Raw genomic sequence first — 14,222 nt, 5'->3', positions numbered from 1 at the left:
AGGCTGCGATATGTCTCTCGCGACACGCGTCATTCCCTGCCTCGACGTCTCCGGCGGGCGCGTCGTCAAAGGCGTCAACTTCCTCAACCTGCGCGATGCGGGTGATCCCGTCGAGCTCGCCGGCAGGTACGCCGCGCAGGGCGCGGACGAACTCACGTTCCTCGATGTCACGGCAACAGTGGACGATCGGTCGACCACCTACGACGTCGTGCGTCGCACCGCGGAGCAAGTGTTCATCCCGTTGACCGTCGGCGGGGGAGTGCGGGGCCCCGAGGACGTCGCGAGGCTCCTGGGCGTCGGCGCCGACAAGATCGGGATCAACAGCGGCGCGATCGCCCGTCCCGACGTGATCGGCGAGATCGCAGACCGCTTCGGCGCTCAGGTGCTGGTGCTCTCGCTCGATGTGAAGCGCAGTCCGCGCACGCCGTCGGGCTTCGTCGTGACCACGCATGGCGGAAAGCGCGAGACCGACCTCGACGCGCTCGAGTGGTGCCGCGAAGCAGTGGATCGGGGCGCTGGCGAGCTGCTCGTGAACTCGATGGACGCCGACGGCACCCTCGCAGGCTTCGACCTCGAGCTCACGGCGCTCGTGCGCGAGATCTCCGAGGTGCCGATCGTCGCGTCGGGCGGCGCGGGGCGGCTCGAGCACTTCGCACCCGCGGTCGACGCGGGCGCCGACGCGGTGCTCGCCGCTTCGGTCTTCCACGACGGGACCTTCACCATCGGTCAGGTGAAGGCAGCGCTGGCGGCTGAGGGCCACGCCGTACGCACCGCGATCTCAGGGGCTGAATGATGAGCGACATCGATCCCGTACCCAACGATCTCGTCTTCGCCCATGACGGCCTGCTGCCTGCGATCATCCAGGACGACGAGTCGGGCGATGTGCTCATGCTGGCGTGGATGGATCACGAAGCGGTGCGTCGCACGCTGACGACCGGACGCGTGACGTTCTGGTCCCGTTCGCGTCGCGAGTACTGGAGGAAGGGCGACACCTCCGGGCATCGCCAGTACGTGCGCGGGGTGGCCATGGACTGCGACGGAGACACGCTGCTCGTACGTGTCGTTCAGATCGGCGCCGCGTGCCATACGGGGACGCGTACCTGCTTCACCGATCGCGATGTGACCGCGCTCGTCGGGGATCCCTCAGGAGATGCCTGACGCACGGGCGCCCCGGGCGTCCGCGGTAGGCTGAAGCGGTGAGCCTGACCACCACGCGCGCCGCGTTCGACGCCGCGCGCGACTCCCATGCCGTCATTCCCGTCTGCCGCGAGATCTTCGCCGATGCCGACACGCCGGTCGGCATCTATCGCAAGGTTGCTGCCTCCCGCCCCGGCACCTTCCTGTTGGAATCGGCGGAGCAGGGAGGGGTCTGGACGCGCTTCAGTTTCGTCGGAGCCGGAAGCTTCGGCGTGCTCGGGGAGCGCGACGGAAGAGCGCACTGGGCGCAGGACCGGGCGTTCGACGTCTCTGCCGAGCGGCTGCTTCCCGGGGGAGTCGACGCGCTGGCGCCGGTCGAAGCGCTCAGCGCGCTCTATGAGCGCTGGCGGTCGCCGCAGGTCGCTGGCCTTCCGCCACTCGCGAGCGGGTTCGTCGGATACCTCGGTTGGGAGACCGTGCGACAGTTCGAGAAGCTCGAGCACGGGCCCTCCACCGGTTCCGGCTTGCCGACGCAGGGCCTCAGCTTCGTCTCCGAACTCGTCGTCATCGACCACCGCGAGGGCAGCGTCGTGCTGCTCGCGAATGTGCTCAACGATGAGGCGCTCGGCGATCCAGCACCGCACGGCGCCGCCGGGTCGGCCGATGCCCAGTGGGCCGGCGCGCAGGCCCGACTCGACGCCCTGCAGGCGGCGCTCGCGGCCCCCGAGCGCTCACCGCTGAACACCGTGGATCGCGACGCGACCGCTGAGCCGACACGATTGACGAGCACGCCAGAGTACGTCGCTTCGGTCGAGGCTGCGAAGCGCTACATCGTCGACGGCGACATCTTCCAGGTGGTGCCGTCGCAGCGCTTCGACCAGAAATGCACTGCGGACCCTCTCGATGTGTACCGAGTGCTCCGCCATCTCAACCCGAGCCCCTACCTGTACCTGCTGCAGCTCGAAGACGCAGCTGGCGAGCCGTTCTCGGTCGTCGGGTCGAGCCCGGAGGCGCTGGTCACGGTCCAGGAGGGCGGCCATGTGCTGACTCATCCGATCGCGGGCTCGCGCCCGCGCGGCGTCAGCATTGAGGAAGACCAGCAGTACGAGCGCGACCTCCTCGCCGATGAGAAGGAGCGCGCCGAGCACCTCATGCTCGTGGACCTGGCGCGCAACGATCTGCTGCGGGTGTGCGAACCGGGGTCGGTCGAGGTCACCGAATTCATGCGGATCGAGCGCTTCAGCCACATCATGCACATCGTCTCCAGCGTCGAGGGGCAGAAGCGGCCAGAGGCGAATCCGGTGGACGTCTTCCGCGCGACCTTCCCCGCTGGCACGCTGTCGGGGGCCCCCAAACCGCGCGCGCTGCAGATCATCGACGAACTCGAGCCGGTGCAGCGCGGCGTCTACGGCGGCGTCGTCGGGTACTTCGGCCTCGGTGGGGCTGCCGATCTCGCCATCGCGATCCGCACGGCGACGATCAAGGACGGGATCGCGATGGTGCAGGCGGGTGCCGGCGTCGTCGCGGACTCGGTGCCGGAGACTGAGGACGCGGAGTGCCGCAGCAAGGCGGCTGCGCCGTTGCGCGCCGTCGCCATCGCGAACACGCTCCACGCACTCGGGGAGGCCGATGATGCGTCCTAAGCTCCTCACCATCTCCGCGATCGCTCTCGTGGGAGCGCTCGGACTGCTCGCCGGATCTCAGACCTGGGTCTCGTTCATGGTCGACGGGACGCACAGCGTCGAAACGGTCGCCGGCCACGAGGTCAACGCAGCGGTGTCCCCGATCTCGATCGCCATCGTCGCCGCGGCCCTCGCGCTGACGATCGCCGGCCCCGTCTTCCGCCGCGCCCTCGGCGTCCTGGTCGCGCTGCTCGGCGCCGGGCTGACGGCGCTCACGATCAGCGTGCTGGCTGCGCCGCTCACGGCGATCACGGGAACGATCACGTCGCTCACCGGAATCTCGGGTGAAGCGACCACGGATCTCGTCGTCTGGAGCCGCCTCTCGGCCTGGATCTGGGTGTGCGTCGTCGCTGGCGTGCTCGCCGTGATCCTCGGCCTGGTCGTCGCCGTCTTCAGCGGCACCTGGGCGGCAGGCGGACGGAAGTACGACGCCGCCCCGCGGCCGGCCGATGTCTCGACGAACACGCCGGACCGCATCTCGGACTGGGACGCGCTCTCGGGCGGAGACGATCCCAGCGACGGCGAGGCCGACGACGCGGGTCGGAAACGGTGACGTCGTGGGCGGCCGGCTCGCCGGGCGCTTGCGGCGGTGCCAGAACCCATCCCGGATTTCCGCTAGTCTGGGAACGTCGAAATCTGTTCAGAGGAGATTCATGAGTACCCAGCACGGAGACCCCGGCCACGGTGATTCGCCGGCCGCATGGACAGCGGTCGTGGTGATGCTGATCGGCATCGCCGCCGGAACCGTCTTCTTCTTCCTCCATATGCCCGTACTCGTATGGGCGTGCGTCGGGGTCGTCGTCGTCGGTGCGCTGCTCGGGTGGATCCTCTCGAAGGCCGGATACGGCGTGAACGGCCCGAAGTTCACCCCTCCAGCACACGACTGACGTGCTCGAAGATCTGCTCGCCGGCTCGCTCGAGGACGCGGCCTCGCGCCGCGAGCTCCGGTCGTACTCGGTAGTCGAATCCGATGCCCTCGCCGCTCGCCCGGCGCTCGACGCACTCGCTGCGCTCGCGCCCGCCGAGCACATGAAGGTGATCGCCGAGGTGAAGCGTGCCAGCCCATCGCGCGGCGATCTCGCCGAGATCCCGCTTCCACAGGACCTCGCGGCTCAGTACGAGGCCGGCGGGGCGAGCGCGGTGAGCGTGCTCACCGAGGAGCGGAAGTTCAAGGGATCCCTCGCCGACCTGGAAGCCGTGCGCAAAGCGATCAGCATTCCCGTGCTGCGCAAGGACTTCATCGGAGATGAGTACCAGGTGCTCGAGGCCCGTGCGGCCGGAGCCGATCTCGTGCTCCTCATCGTCGCCGCGCTCCCGCAGGACCGCCTCGTCCGCCTCCACGATGTGATCCGCGAGCTCGGAATGACGCCGCTCGTCGAGGCGCACAGCGCTGAGGAGGTCGCGCGAGCCGTGGACCTCGGCGCTCAGCTCGTCGGAGTCAACGCGCGCGATCTGCGCACCTTCGAACTCGATCGCGACCTGTTCGGACGAGTCGCGGACCAGATTCCGGCCGGCGTGATCCGCGTCGCGGAATCGGCCGTGCTCAACGTCGCGGATGTGGAGCACTACCGCGAAGCGGGAGCCGACGCGGTGCTCGTCGGCGAGGCGCTCGTGACGAACGACCCCATCGCGACGCTGCAGACCTACGTGAGCGTCTGAAGCGTCTCAAGCTGAAAAGGACACCAGTGACCGAATCGACGACCGGCGTCACCAGCCTGCGCGACCAGCATGGTCCGTTCTTCGGAGAGTTCGGCGGGAGGTTCATGCCGGAATCGCTGATCGCGGCGATCGACGAGCTGACCGACGCGTACGCAGAGGCGCAGGCCGACCCCGCCTTCCGCTCTGAACTGGCGGAGTTGCTGCTCTCGTACGCCGGGCGCCCATCACCCATCACCGAGGTGCCGCGCTTCGCCGAGCACGCAGGTGGGGCACGCGTGTTCCTGAAGCGCGAAGACTTGAACCACACCGGCTCGCACAAGATCAACAATGTGCTCGGGCAGGCGCTGCTCACTCGACGGTTGGGCAAGACTCGCGTGATCGCCGAGACCGGAGCCGGCCAGCACGGCGTGGCCACCGCGACGGCTGCAGCGCTCTTCGGCCTCGAATGCACCGTGTACATGGGCGAAGTCGATACCGAGCGTCAGGCATTGAACGTCGCGCGGATGCGTCTGCTCGGCGCTGAAGTCGTGCCCGTCAGGACCGGTTCTCGCACGCTCAAGGATGCGATCAACGAGGCGTATCGCGATTGGGTCGCGAGCGTCGATCGCACCAACTACATCTTCGGGACCGCCGCTGGGCCGCACCCGTTCCCGGCGATGGTGCGCGACTTCCAGAAGATCATCTCCGAAGAAGCCCGTGCTCAGCTGCTCGAGCGCATCGGCCGTCTTCCCGATGCCGTCGTCGCGTGCGTCGGGGGCGGTTCCAATGCGATCGGCATGTTCGACGCGTTCCTCGACGACGCCGATGTGCGCCTCTACGGCGTGGAAGCCGCAGGCGACGGCGTCGACACCGACCAGCACGCGGCGTCGATCGAGCGCGGGCGCCCCGGCGTGCTGCACGGAGCGAGGACGTACGTGCTGCAGGACGACGACGGGCAGACCATCGAATCTCATTCGATCTCCGCCGGCCTCGACTATCCGGGCGTCGGGCCGGAGCACGCGTGGCTCGCCGACATCGGGCGCGCGGAGTACATCCCCGCCACCGACGACGAGGCGATGCAGGCGCTTCGGCTGCTGAGCCGGACCGAGGGCATCATTCCCGCTATCGAATCGGCGCACGCCCTTGCGGGGGCGCAGCGGATCGGCACCGATCTGGGGCCGGAAGGCGTCGTGCTCGTGAGCCTGTCGGGCCGCGGCGACAAAGACATGGCGACCGCAGGCCGCTACTTCGGGCTGCTCCCGGAAGACGGATCGGAGATCGACGGATGACCGAGCACGGATCCAGCGTCGCGAAAGCGATCCTCGCTGCGAACCAGGAGCGCCGGGGAGCGCTCGTGGGGTACCTGCCAGTGGGCTTCCCCGACCTGGACACCAGTGTGGAAGCCGCGATCGCGATGGCACGAAGCGGAGCCGACGTGTTGGAGTTCGGCGTGCCGTACTCCGACCCCGTCATGGACGGCGCGGTGATCCAAGAGGCCACGCAGACGGCTCTCGCGGCGGGCTTCCGTCTCGCCGACGTCTTCGAAGCAGTGCGTCGCGTGCGGGATGCCGTAGACGTGCCGGTTCTCGTGATGACGTACTGGAACCCCGTGATGCAGTACGGGGTGGACGCGTTCGCTCGCGACCTCGCGGCTGCTGGCGGCGCCGGGCTGATCACACCAGACATCACGCCGGACTCCGCAGACGATTGGATCGCGGCGAGCGAGGCTCATGGACTCGATCGCGTGTTCCTCGCAGCTCCGAGTTCGACGGATGCGCGGCTCGCGCTCGTGAGTCGCGCGAGTACCGGGTTCGTCTACACGGTCTCGACGATGGGGATTACGGGCGAACGCGCCGAGCTCGACGCGGCAGCCCGGGGGCTCACGGCGCGGCTCCGCGAGCAGGGCGCAACGCTCGCCTGCGTCGGCATCGGAATCTCGACGGCGGAGCAGGTCGCCGGTGCGCTCGAATACGCGGACGGTGCCATCGTCGGCACCGCATTCGTGCGTGCGCTGCGCGACGGCGGCGTGCCGCAGCTCGCCGAAACCGTCGCGGGCATCGCCCGAGGCACCGCGCGCTAAGATTGACCCGTCCGCCGCGCGGCACGATCGCGCGGCATCCACCCGAGTCCTGCGGCGCGAGGCCGCCGGCGAAAGAGGAGTGAATGATTCTCCCGTTGAGCATTCCGAGCCCCGAGCTGCAGTACCTGCAGCTCGGTCCGTTCCGGATCTACTTCTACGCGCTCTGCATCATCGTCGGCATCATCATCGCCGGCATCTGGACGGCGCGACGGCTGGGGCAGCGCGGCGGCGAGCGGGGAGCGGTCTTCGACTTCCTCGTGTGGTCGCTCGTGCTCGGGATCCTGGGAGCCCGGCTCTACCACGTCGTCACGCACTGGGGAGACTACTTCGGCGAGGGCAAGAACCCGCTTGAGATCTTCGCATTCTGGAACGGCGGCATCGCGATCTTCGGCGCGCTCATCGGGGGAGCGATCGGCGTGCTCATCGCGTCGCGGATCACCGGCATCCGGTTCTGGTCATTCGCGGACGCGCTCGTGCCCGGACTGCTGATCGCGCAGGCGGTCGGTCGTCTCGGCAACTGGTTCAACCATGAGCTCTTCGGCGGCCCAACGACGCTCCCGTGGGGGCTCGAGATCGAGTCGACGAACGCGGCATTCCCCATCGGACTGCCCGAGGGCACCCTCTTCCACCCGACCTTCCTCTACGAGGCGCTGTGGAACATCCTCGGAATCGTCGTGCTGCTCGCCATCGAGCGGAAGTGGCGTCCGCGGTGGGGCACCTTCTTCGCCCTCTACCTCATCTGGTACGGCGTCGGCCGCGCGTTCACCGAGTCGCTGCGCGTCGATCCCAGCCTGCTCTTCCTCGGCGTGCGCACCAACGTGCTCGCTGCAATCCTGGCGATCGTGGTCGGCATCGCGCTGTTCATTCTGCGCCGTCATCGCCACGTCGGGCTCGAGAACACCGTGTACCTGCCCGGCCGACGCCATCCAGGAGACACCGTGCTCGCCGATACCGCCGACACGAACGAGTACTACCACGTGATCGATCGCGGCGACGGTACGTCAGTCTCGGCATCCGAGACGGAAGCGCTGCCCGATGCGTCGCTCGAGCCCGCGAGCGGCGTCGAGCCCAGCAAGACCCACTAACGAAGGAGCACGCTGCATGCGTCACGCCAAGATCGTCGCCACTTGGGGACCCGCTGTTTCCAGCTACGACCACACGCTCGCGCTGATCCAGGCCGGCGTGAACGTCGCGCGGCTCAACATGTCCCACGGCACCTACAACGTGCATGAGGGCATCTACAGGAATATTCGTCGCGCCGAGGCCGAGGTCGGTCGCCCGATCGCGGTGCTCGCGGATCTGCAGGGTCCGAAGATTCGACTTGGCGTGTTCGAGGACGGCCCGTATGCGCTCGCTGTCGGCGACGAATTCGCGATCACGACGCGCGATGTGGTCGGGAATCGCACCGTCGGCGGAACCACGCACAAGGGACTGCCGGGTGACGTCAGCGCCGGTGATCCGTTGCTGATCGATGACGGCAAGGTCACCCTTCGCGCCGTGCGCGTGACCGAGGACACGGTGCACACCGTGGTCGAGGTGCCCGGTTCGATCTCCAACAACAAGGGGATCAACCTCCCCGGCGTTGCCGTGAACGTTCCTGCGCTCTCCGACAAGGACGAGGAAGATCTGCGATGGGCGCTCGCGCTCGGCGTCGACTACATCGCACTCTCCTTCGTGCGCGACGCCGCCGACATCACCCGCGTGCACGAGATCATGGATGAGGTCGGAGTGCGACTGCCGGTGATCGCGAAGATCGAGAAGCCGCAGGCGGTCGAGCACCTCGAAGGCATCGTCGCTGCGTTCGACGGGATCATGGTCGCCCGCGGTGATCTCGGCGTCGAACTGCCGCTCGAGCGCGTGCCGTTGGTGCAGGCCGAGGCGGTGACGATCGCGCGTCGGAATGCGAAGCCGGTGATCGTGGCGACCCAGGTGCTGGAGTCGATGATCGAGAACCCGCGCCCCACGCGCGCGGAGGCCTCGGACTGCGCGAACGCCGTGCTGGATGGCGCCGACGCCGTTATGCTCTCCGGAGAGACGAGCGTGGGCGCCTACCCCATCGAAGCGGTGGCCACGATGGCGAAGATCATCGAGGCGACTGAGGATCACGCGCTCGACCGCATCGAGCCCCTCGGGGCGGCTCCCCGCACTCAGGGAGGCGTGCTGACGCTCGCAGCTTCTGACGTGGCCGACTTCGTCGGCGCGCGCTACATCTGCGTCTTCACGGAGTCGGGCGACACCGTGCGACGGATGTCGCGCCTGCGACGGCCGATGCCGATCATCGGGTTCACTCCGGATCCCGATACTCGTCGACGCATGGAACTGACGTGGGGCGCACGCAGCTACGAGGTGCCGCGCGTCGACAGCACGGACGAGATGTTCGTGCAGGTGGACAAAGTGCTGCTCGAGCACTCGCGCATCGAGGTCGGGGAGAAGGTCGTCATCATCGCCGGCTCGCCTCCCGGAGTCGTGGGCACGACGAATACGCTGCGGATCCATCGCATCGGTGAGGCCACCGGTCTGCTGCCCGAGGCCGGTCCGCGTAAGTTCACAAAGATCGCGGAGGACCCGCAGGCCTGATCCTCGGCCTGTGGCGGCGACGCGCCCGTGGGTCGCCGCCCGACGTGAGACACGGCTCCCCATGCGATAAGCTTGCGGAGTTCGCCGAATTGGTGGAATTGGCAGACACGGCGCACTCAAAATGCGTTGCCGAAAGGCGTGCGGGTTCAAGTCCCGCATTCGGCACGAACGACACACCCCCCGGCTTCGCGTGATACTTCGCGGAAGTCGGGGGGTGTCGTGGTTCAGGAGGCGCGGAGCGCTTCCGGCGTTCGGACATCGAGGGGCGACCAGGCGGAAGCCGCCAGCGTGATCGCGATAACGCCGCAGTCAGTTTCCCGGGCGAAGGTTGCCCGGATACTTGCTGCCGGTGGCCTCCGCCGCCGCGAGTTCCCCATCTTCTCCGGTGACGATGAGGCCGGTCGTGGAGCTTGCCGATTCTCCAAGGCGCAGGAGCCACTTCTTGTTGATCTCAGGCACTCGGCTTCCCACGAATTTGAAGGTGATTGTGGTCTGAGGTGACAGCCAGATGGCAGTGCGCCCGTCGCCGGTGCTCATGCTGTCTTTCCACGACATGAGAAACGACTCTTCTCGCATGAGTTTCTGGACGATGATGATCTGGAGGTGGGTGAGCAGTCGATCGTCGAAGTGCGTGGTCAGGCCGTCGTACCGGATGGATCCCATGATGTGGTCCTTTCGTTCGCAACCTTCGTTGGCTGCTGGAGCTTCTCTCAAGCATCGCAGCTCATCGGACGCAGAGCGACCTATTCAGGCGATTGCTCCTGGGGGAGGGCTCGCCGCCCGTGCGCGGAGCGGGCGTGCGTTGCGCCGTAGGGTACGGGTGCGCCGGGGATGAGGGCTAGCCCCTGGTGGCAGAGCCCTGCTCCGCGCAGACTGGGTCCCCAACCACCTGAGGAGGACACCATGTCGATGAACAACACCAGCGCGCATCCCGACGGCGAAGAGGGGCGTGCACCGATCTCGCAGCCGAGCGGAGAGGATGATCTCCTGGTGCAGCACGGGCACCCTGAGGCGCCTGAGTTCGGGGAGGACGACACGGAAGAACCGGAGCCTGTCGCGAATCTCGAGTAGGGTCAGAAATCCACAGCGAGAATGACGTAAGCTGGTGGAGTGAATGACCAGAGCACTGCACCGAGCGCTCCGCGACGCGTTGTCGTCGCGGAAGACGAATCCCTGATCCGCCTCGATATCGTCGAGACCCTGCGCGATAACGGTTTCGAAGTGGTCGGTGAGGCGGGAGACGGCGAGACGGCGGTGAAGCTCGTCGAAGAACTGCGTCCTGACCTTGTGGTGATGGACGTGAAGATGCCGCAGCTCGACGGCATCTCGGCAGCCGAGCGGATCAACAAGACGCATCTCGCTCCCGTGGTGCTGCTCACTGCGTTCAGCCAGCGCGAGCTGGTCGAGCGCGCGAGCGAGGCCGGGGCGCTTGCCTACGTCGTGAAGCCCTTCACGCCGGCCGACCTGATCCCGGCCATCGAAATCGCGCTGTCGCGCTTCCAGCAGATCGTGGCGCTCGAGAGCGAGGTCGCCGATCTCGCAGAACGATTCGAGACGCGCAAGCTCGTCGATCGGGCCAAGGGAATCTTGAACGACAAGATGGGATTAAGCGAACCCGAGGCGTTCCGCTGGATTCAGAAGGCATCGATGGATCGCCGACTGACGATGCAGGACGTCGCGAAGACCATCATCGACCAGCTCGGGCCGAAGAAGGACTGACGCCCCCTGTCGAGACGAACGCCCCGGACCCGCTGATGCGGTCCGGGGCGTTCGTCGTTCTCAGGCTTCGGAGTCTTGCGTGATCCGCTTGTAGAAGTTGGTGATGCGAATGGTCGAGCACCGGATCCCGCGCGCATCGGAGACAACGATCTCATGCACCGCGACACTGCGTCCGAGCTTGATCGGAGTGCACACGCCGGTCACGACTCCCTCCGTGGCCGAGCCGGTGTGGGTGGCGTTGATGTCCAGCCCCACGGCGACGCAGCCATCTGGGGCGCGAAAGTTCGCGTGCATCGAGCCCAGGGTCTCGCCCAGCACCACATACGCACCGCCATGCAGCAACATCACCGGCTGCGTGTTGCCCTCCACGGGCATCGTCGCGACCGCCCGTTCGGGCGTGAACTCGATCATCTCGATACCCATGCGGTCGGCGAGTGCGCCGAGACCGCGGTGACGAATGTACTCGATCGCGTCTTCAGGGGAGGAAGCTGCTGCGCTGGGAAGAGCGGACATCGGTGCCTTTCGTCGTGTCGATGACACGCGCGAGCCGGGGGCGACGGCGTCCGTCCTGCGGAATGTCGGCGGCGGATTGTAGGCTGGGCACGTGTCGAACACTCAGCCTACCCTCATGGTCATCGATGGCCACTCGCTTGCCTTCCGCGCGTTCTACGCGCTTCCGGTCGATAGCTTCCAGACCCAGTCCGGGCAGCACACCAACGCGATCCACGGCTTCATCGCCATGTTGATCAACCTCCTGGGCAACGAGCGACCGGATGCGCTCGCGGTGGCGTTCGACATCTCTCGGCACTCCTTCCGCACCGACGAATATCCCGAGTACAAGGGGACCCGTGGCGAGACGCCGCCTGAGTTCAAGGGGCAGATCCCGCTGCTGCAGGATGCGCTGCACGCGATGGGTATTCGCACGATCGAGAAAGAGAACTACGAGGCCGACGACATTCTCGCGACGTTGGCGACGCGGGCGTCCGAGCACGGATATCGGGTGCTGGTGGTGAGCGGCGATCGCGACACGATTCAGCTGGTCGACGACCGTGTGACGCTCCTGTACCCGTCGAAGCAGGGTGTGAGCGAACTGACGCGCTACGACGCGGCGAAGGTCATGGAACGCTACGGGATCCGTCCCGAGCAGTACCCCGAGATCGCTGCGCTCGTCGGGGAGACGAGCGACAATCTGCCGGGCATCCCGCGAGTCGGTGAGAAGACGGCCGTGAAATGGATCAATCAGTTCGGCTCACTCGAAGAGATTCTGCGGCGCCAAGACGAGGTCGGCGGAAAAGTGGGGGAGAGCCTTCGCGAGCATGCGCATCTGGCTGAGCGCAATCGTCGCTTGAATCGTCTGGTGCGCGACGTCGAACTCAACGTCGAGCTCGATGAATTGAAGCGGGGCGAGATCGACATGGCCGCCGTGCAGGAGATCTTCGCGAAGCTCGAGTTCCGCACCCTGCTGCAACGCGTCGGCAAACTGGCCGGCGCCGCCGTGCCGGCTGGCGGCGCGACGTCCACGGTGTCGCCGTCGCTCGCTCCCGAACGGCCCGTACCGAAGAATCTCATCGACGAGGAACTCGCCGACTGGCTCGCGAAGCACGAGTCTCCCGCGGTCCTCATCCGAGAACTCGACGGCGGATTTGACGTCGGCATCGCTACCGCAGACTCATCGGTGCAGTTCGACTGGCAGCCGGCGGGGCGCGATTACGCGCTCTTCGAGCAATGGCTCGCGTCCGACGCCGCAAAGGTCTTCTACGATTCGAAGCAGCAGCTCGCCCTGGCGCGACGAGCGGGTGCGCGCATCGGCGGAATCGTCGGGGACGTGCTGCTTGCGACCTGGGTGCTTCGGCCGTCGGCTGCGGAGAAGAGCCTCGCCGACGCCGTGTTCCGGTATCTGGGGGAGCAGGTGCCGGAGGGCGACCCGAACCAGCTGGTGCCCGAGGAAGGCAGTGTCGCGGACACCGCGACACTCGCCTGGTACACGGTGCGCACGCACGCCGCAGCGGTGGAGCGTTTCGAGTCGCGCTCCGGGGAGATCTACCGCGAGATCGAGCTGCCGCTCGTCTCGGTGCTCGACGGCCTGGAGTACCGCGGCGTGCAGGTCGACGAGCCGCTGTTCGAGGCCCATCACGCAGAGCTCACGGAACGCGTCGCCCGTCTGCAGCAGGAGGCATTCGACGCCATCGGGCACGAAGTCAATCTGTCATCGCCGAAGCAGCTGCAAGAAGTGCTGTTCGACGAGCTCGACATGCCGAAGACGCGAAAGACGCAGCGCGGGTACACGACCGACGCGGCGGCTCTCGCTGAGTTGCAGGCCAAGCAGCCGCACCCCTTCCTGGACGCCCTGCTCGGGCATCGTGACGCGAACAAGCTGCGCCAGATGATCGAGACTCTCATCAAATCGGTGCAGTCGGACGGTCGTATTCACACCACCTTCGTGCAGACCGGATCGAGCACGGGTCGTCTCGCGTCGACGGACCCCAACCTGCAGAACATCCCGGTGCGCTCGGAAGAGGGGCGACGGATCCGCGAGGGGTTCATCCACAGCAGCGAGTTCGAGACCCTGATGACGGCCGATTACTCGCAGATCGAGATGCGCATCATGGCGCACCTCTCAGGCGACGCCGGTCTCATTCAGGCCTTCAACGCCGGCGAGGACCTCCATCGCTTCGTGGGCGCGCGCATCTTCGGCGTCGATCCTCAAGACGTGACCAGCGAGATGCGCTCGAAGGTCAAGGCGATGTCGTACGGATTGGCCTACGGACTCTCAGCGTTCGGACTCTCGAAGCAGCTGAACATCAGTTCGGCAGAGGCGAAACAGCTCATGACCGACTACTTCGAGCGCTTCGGCGGGGTGCGCGACTACCTCCGGTCGGTGGTCGATCAAGCGAAACGCGACATGTTCACCGAAACGATCTACGGCCGCCGTCGGCCGTTCCCCGATCTGGCGAGCCCCAACCGCGTCCTGCGCGAGAACGCCGAGCGCGCAGCCCTCAACGCACCCATCCAGGGCTCGGCCGCCGACATCATCAAGCGCGCGATGATCAGGGTCGAACTCCGGATGCGGGAGGCGCAACTCGCTTCGCGCATGCTCCTGCAGATCCATGACGAACTCATGTTCGAAGTGGCCGCGGGGGAGTGGGATACGCTCGAAGCGATCGTGCGCGAAGAGATGGCCGGAGCTGCAGAGCTCTCGGTGCCGCTCGAGGTGCAGGTCGGTCACGGCGCGAATTGGAACGCCGCCGCGCACTGAGCAGGTGCGCGCCGAACCGGCAACGGCAGTCGCGGTTCCCAGCGGAACGACCCCTGAACCGCTGGGACGCGCCGGTGAATCACGCGATTGATCCCGGGCGCGCCCCGGGGTAGTATGAATTGTCACATCTGTG

The 14,222-nt window shown here is 66.8% G+C and carries 15 protein-coding genes and 1 tRNA gene; 14 read left to right on the top strand and 2 right to left on the bottom strand.

The features are described 5' to 3' along the window. The first annotated feature begins 10 nt into the window (after positions 1-10). The 11 genes from hisF to JSQ98_RS04175 all read left to right on the top strand — a co-directional run bounded on the left by hisF (position 11) and on the right by JSQ98_RS04175 (position 9,279). On the top strand, positions 11-793 hold the full coding sequence (gene hisF, locus JSQ98_RS04225; RefSeq protein ID WP_211648495.1) for an imidazole glycerol phosphate synthase subunit HisF: 783 nt from the start codon (positions 11-13) through the stop codon (positions 791-793). Next, positions 790-1,158 carry a phosphoribosyl-AMP cyclohydrolase gene (gene hisI / locus JSQ98_RS04220; protein WP_370567871.1) on the top strand — a complete coding sequence of 123 codons (369 nt, stop codon included), beginning with the start codon at positions 790-792 and terminating at the stop codon, positions 1,156-1,158. Before hisF ends, hisI begins: the two co-directional genes overlap by 4 nt. Before the next feature lie 38 nt (positions 1,159-1,196). Next, positions 1,197-2,780 carry an anthranilate synthase component I gene (locus tag JSQ98_RS04215; protein WP_211648494.1) on the top strand — a complete coding sequence of 528 codons (1,584 nt, stop codon included), beginning with the start codon at positions 1,197-1,199 and terminating at the stop codon, positions 2,778-2,780. Then, a complete protein-coding gene (locus JSQ98_RS04210) occupies positions 2,767-3,372 on the top strand; it encodes a Trp biosynthesis-associated membrane protein (RefSeq protein WP_249290727.1) in 606 nt (201 codons plus the stop codon). Before JSQ98_RS04215 ends, JSQ98_RS04210 begins: the two co-directional genes overlap by 14 nt. A 100-nt stretch (positions 3,373-3,472) precedes the next feature. Continuing rightward, the gene (locus JSQ98_RS04205) at positions 3,473-3,706 is read left to right on the top strand and encodes an HGxxPAAW family protein (protein WP_090149265.1); all 234 of its coding nucleotides are present in this window, start codon (positions 3,473-3,475) and stop codon (positions 3,704-3,706) included. Between the two features lies 1 nt (position 3,707). Beyond that, positions 3,708-4,478 (top strand): indole-3-glycerol phosphate synthase TrpC, encoded by a 771-nt coding sequence (gene trpC / locus JSQ98_RS04200; RefSeq protein ID WP_090149260.1) that lies wholly within the window; start codon positions 3,708-3,710, stop codon positions 4,476-4,478. A gap of 104 nt (positions 4,479-4,582) precedes the next feature. After that, on the top strand, positions 4,583-5,746 hold the full coding sequence (gene trpB, locus JSQ98_RS04195; protein ID WP_249290945.1) for a tryptophan synthase subunit beta: 1,164 nt from the start codon (positions 4,583-4,585) through the stop codon (positions 5,744-5,746). Continuing rightward, positions 5,743-6,537, top strand: coding sequence for a tryptophan synthase subunit alpha (gene trpA, locus JSQ98_RS04190; protein ID WP_211648492.1), 795 nt, complete (start codon positions 5,743-5,745; stop codon positions 6,535-6,537). The genes trpB and trpA overlap by 4 nt, the downstream gene beginning before the upstream one ends. Before the next feature lie 83 nt (positions 6,538-6,620). Then, entirely contained in the window at positions 6,621-7,622 is a 1,002-nt protein-coding gene (gene lgt / locus JSQ98_RS04185; protein ID WP_090149245.1) for a prolipoprotein diacylglyceryl transferase, read from the top strand. Positions 7,623-7,638: 16 nt separating this feature from the next. Then, positions 7,639-9,114, top strand: a complete 1,476-nt coding sequence (gene pyk / locus JSQ98_RS04180) for a pyruvate kinase (RefSeq protein ID WP_211648491.1) — start codon at positions 7,639-7,641, stop codon at positions 9,112-9,114. 83 nt (positions 9,115-9,197) lie between these two features. Continuing rightward, positions 9,198-9,279, top strand: a tRNA-Leu gene (locus JSQ98_RS04175). A 144-nt stretch (positions 9,280-9,423) separates the two neighbouring features. Here JSQ98_RS04175 and JSQ98_RS04170 read toward each other — a convergent pair. Then, on the bottom strand, positions 9,424-9,777 hold the full coding sequence (locus tag JSQ98_RS04170) for a DUF7882 family protein (RefSeq protein WP_211648490.1): 354 nt from the start codon (positions 9,775-9,777) through the stop codon (positions 9,424-9,426). Between the two features lie 240 nt (positions 9,778-10,017). On the opposite strand from JSQ98_RS04170, the gene JSQ98_RS04165 reads away from it, so the two are divergent. Both JSQ98_RS04165 and JSQ98_RS04160 read left to right on the top strand, forming a co-directional pair. Next, positions 10,018-10,185 (top strand): hypothetical protein, encoded by a 168-nt coding sequence (locus JSQ98_RS04165; RefSeq protein WP_176698328.1) that lies wholly within the window; start codon positions 10,018-10,020, stop codon positions 10,183-10,185. 39 nt (positions 10,186-10,224) lie between these two features. Then, positions 10,225-10,833 (top strand): ANTAR domain-containing response regulator, encoded by a 609-nt coding sequence (locus JSQ98_RS04160; RefSeq protein WP_029608346.1) that lies wholly within the window; start codon positions 10,225-10,227, stop codon positions 10,831-10,833. Between the two features lie 60 nt (positions 10,834-10,893). On the opposite strand, the gene JSQ98_RS04155 is transcribed toward JSQ98_RS04160, so the two are convergent. Continuing rightward, on the bottom strand, positions 10,894-11,346 hold the full coding sequence (locus JSQ98_RS04155) for a hotdog fold thioesterase (RefSeq protein WP_211648488.1): 453 nt from the start codon (positions 11,344-11,346) through the stop codon (positions 10,894-10,896). Between the two features lie 115 nt (positions 11,347-11,461). Between JSQ98_RS04155 and polA the strand changes: the two genes are divergently transcribed. Continuing rightward, positions 11,462-14,089: a DNA polymerase I gene (polA, locus tag JSQ98_RS04150; RefSeq protein WP_211650402.1), complete on the top strand. Its 2,628-nt coding sequence runs from the start codon at positions 11,462-11,464 to the stop codon at positions 14,087-14,089. The last annotated feature ends 133 nt before the right edge of the window (positions 14,090-14,222 follow it).

Origin of the sequence: Leucobacter manosquensis (assembly GCF_018304845.1) — a bacterium.
GTDB classification, from domain to species: domain Bacteria; phylum Actinomycetota; class Actinomycetes; order Actinomycetales; family Microbacteriaceae; genus Leucobacter; species Leucobacter alluvii.
Note: the sequence above shows the minus strand (reverse complement) of the source record. Positions and strands in the feature narration are given on the sequence as shown.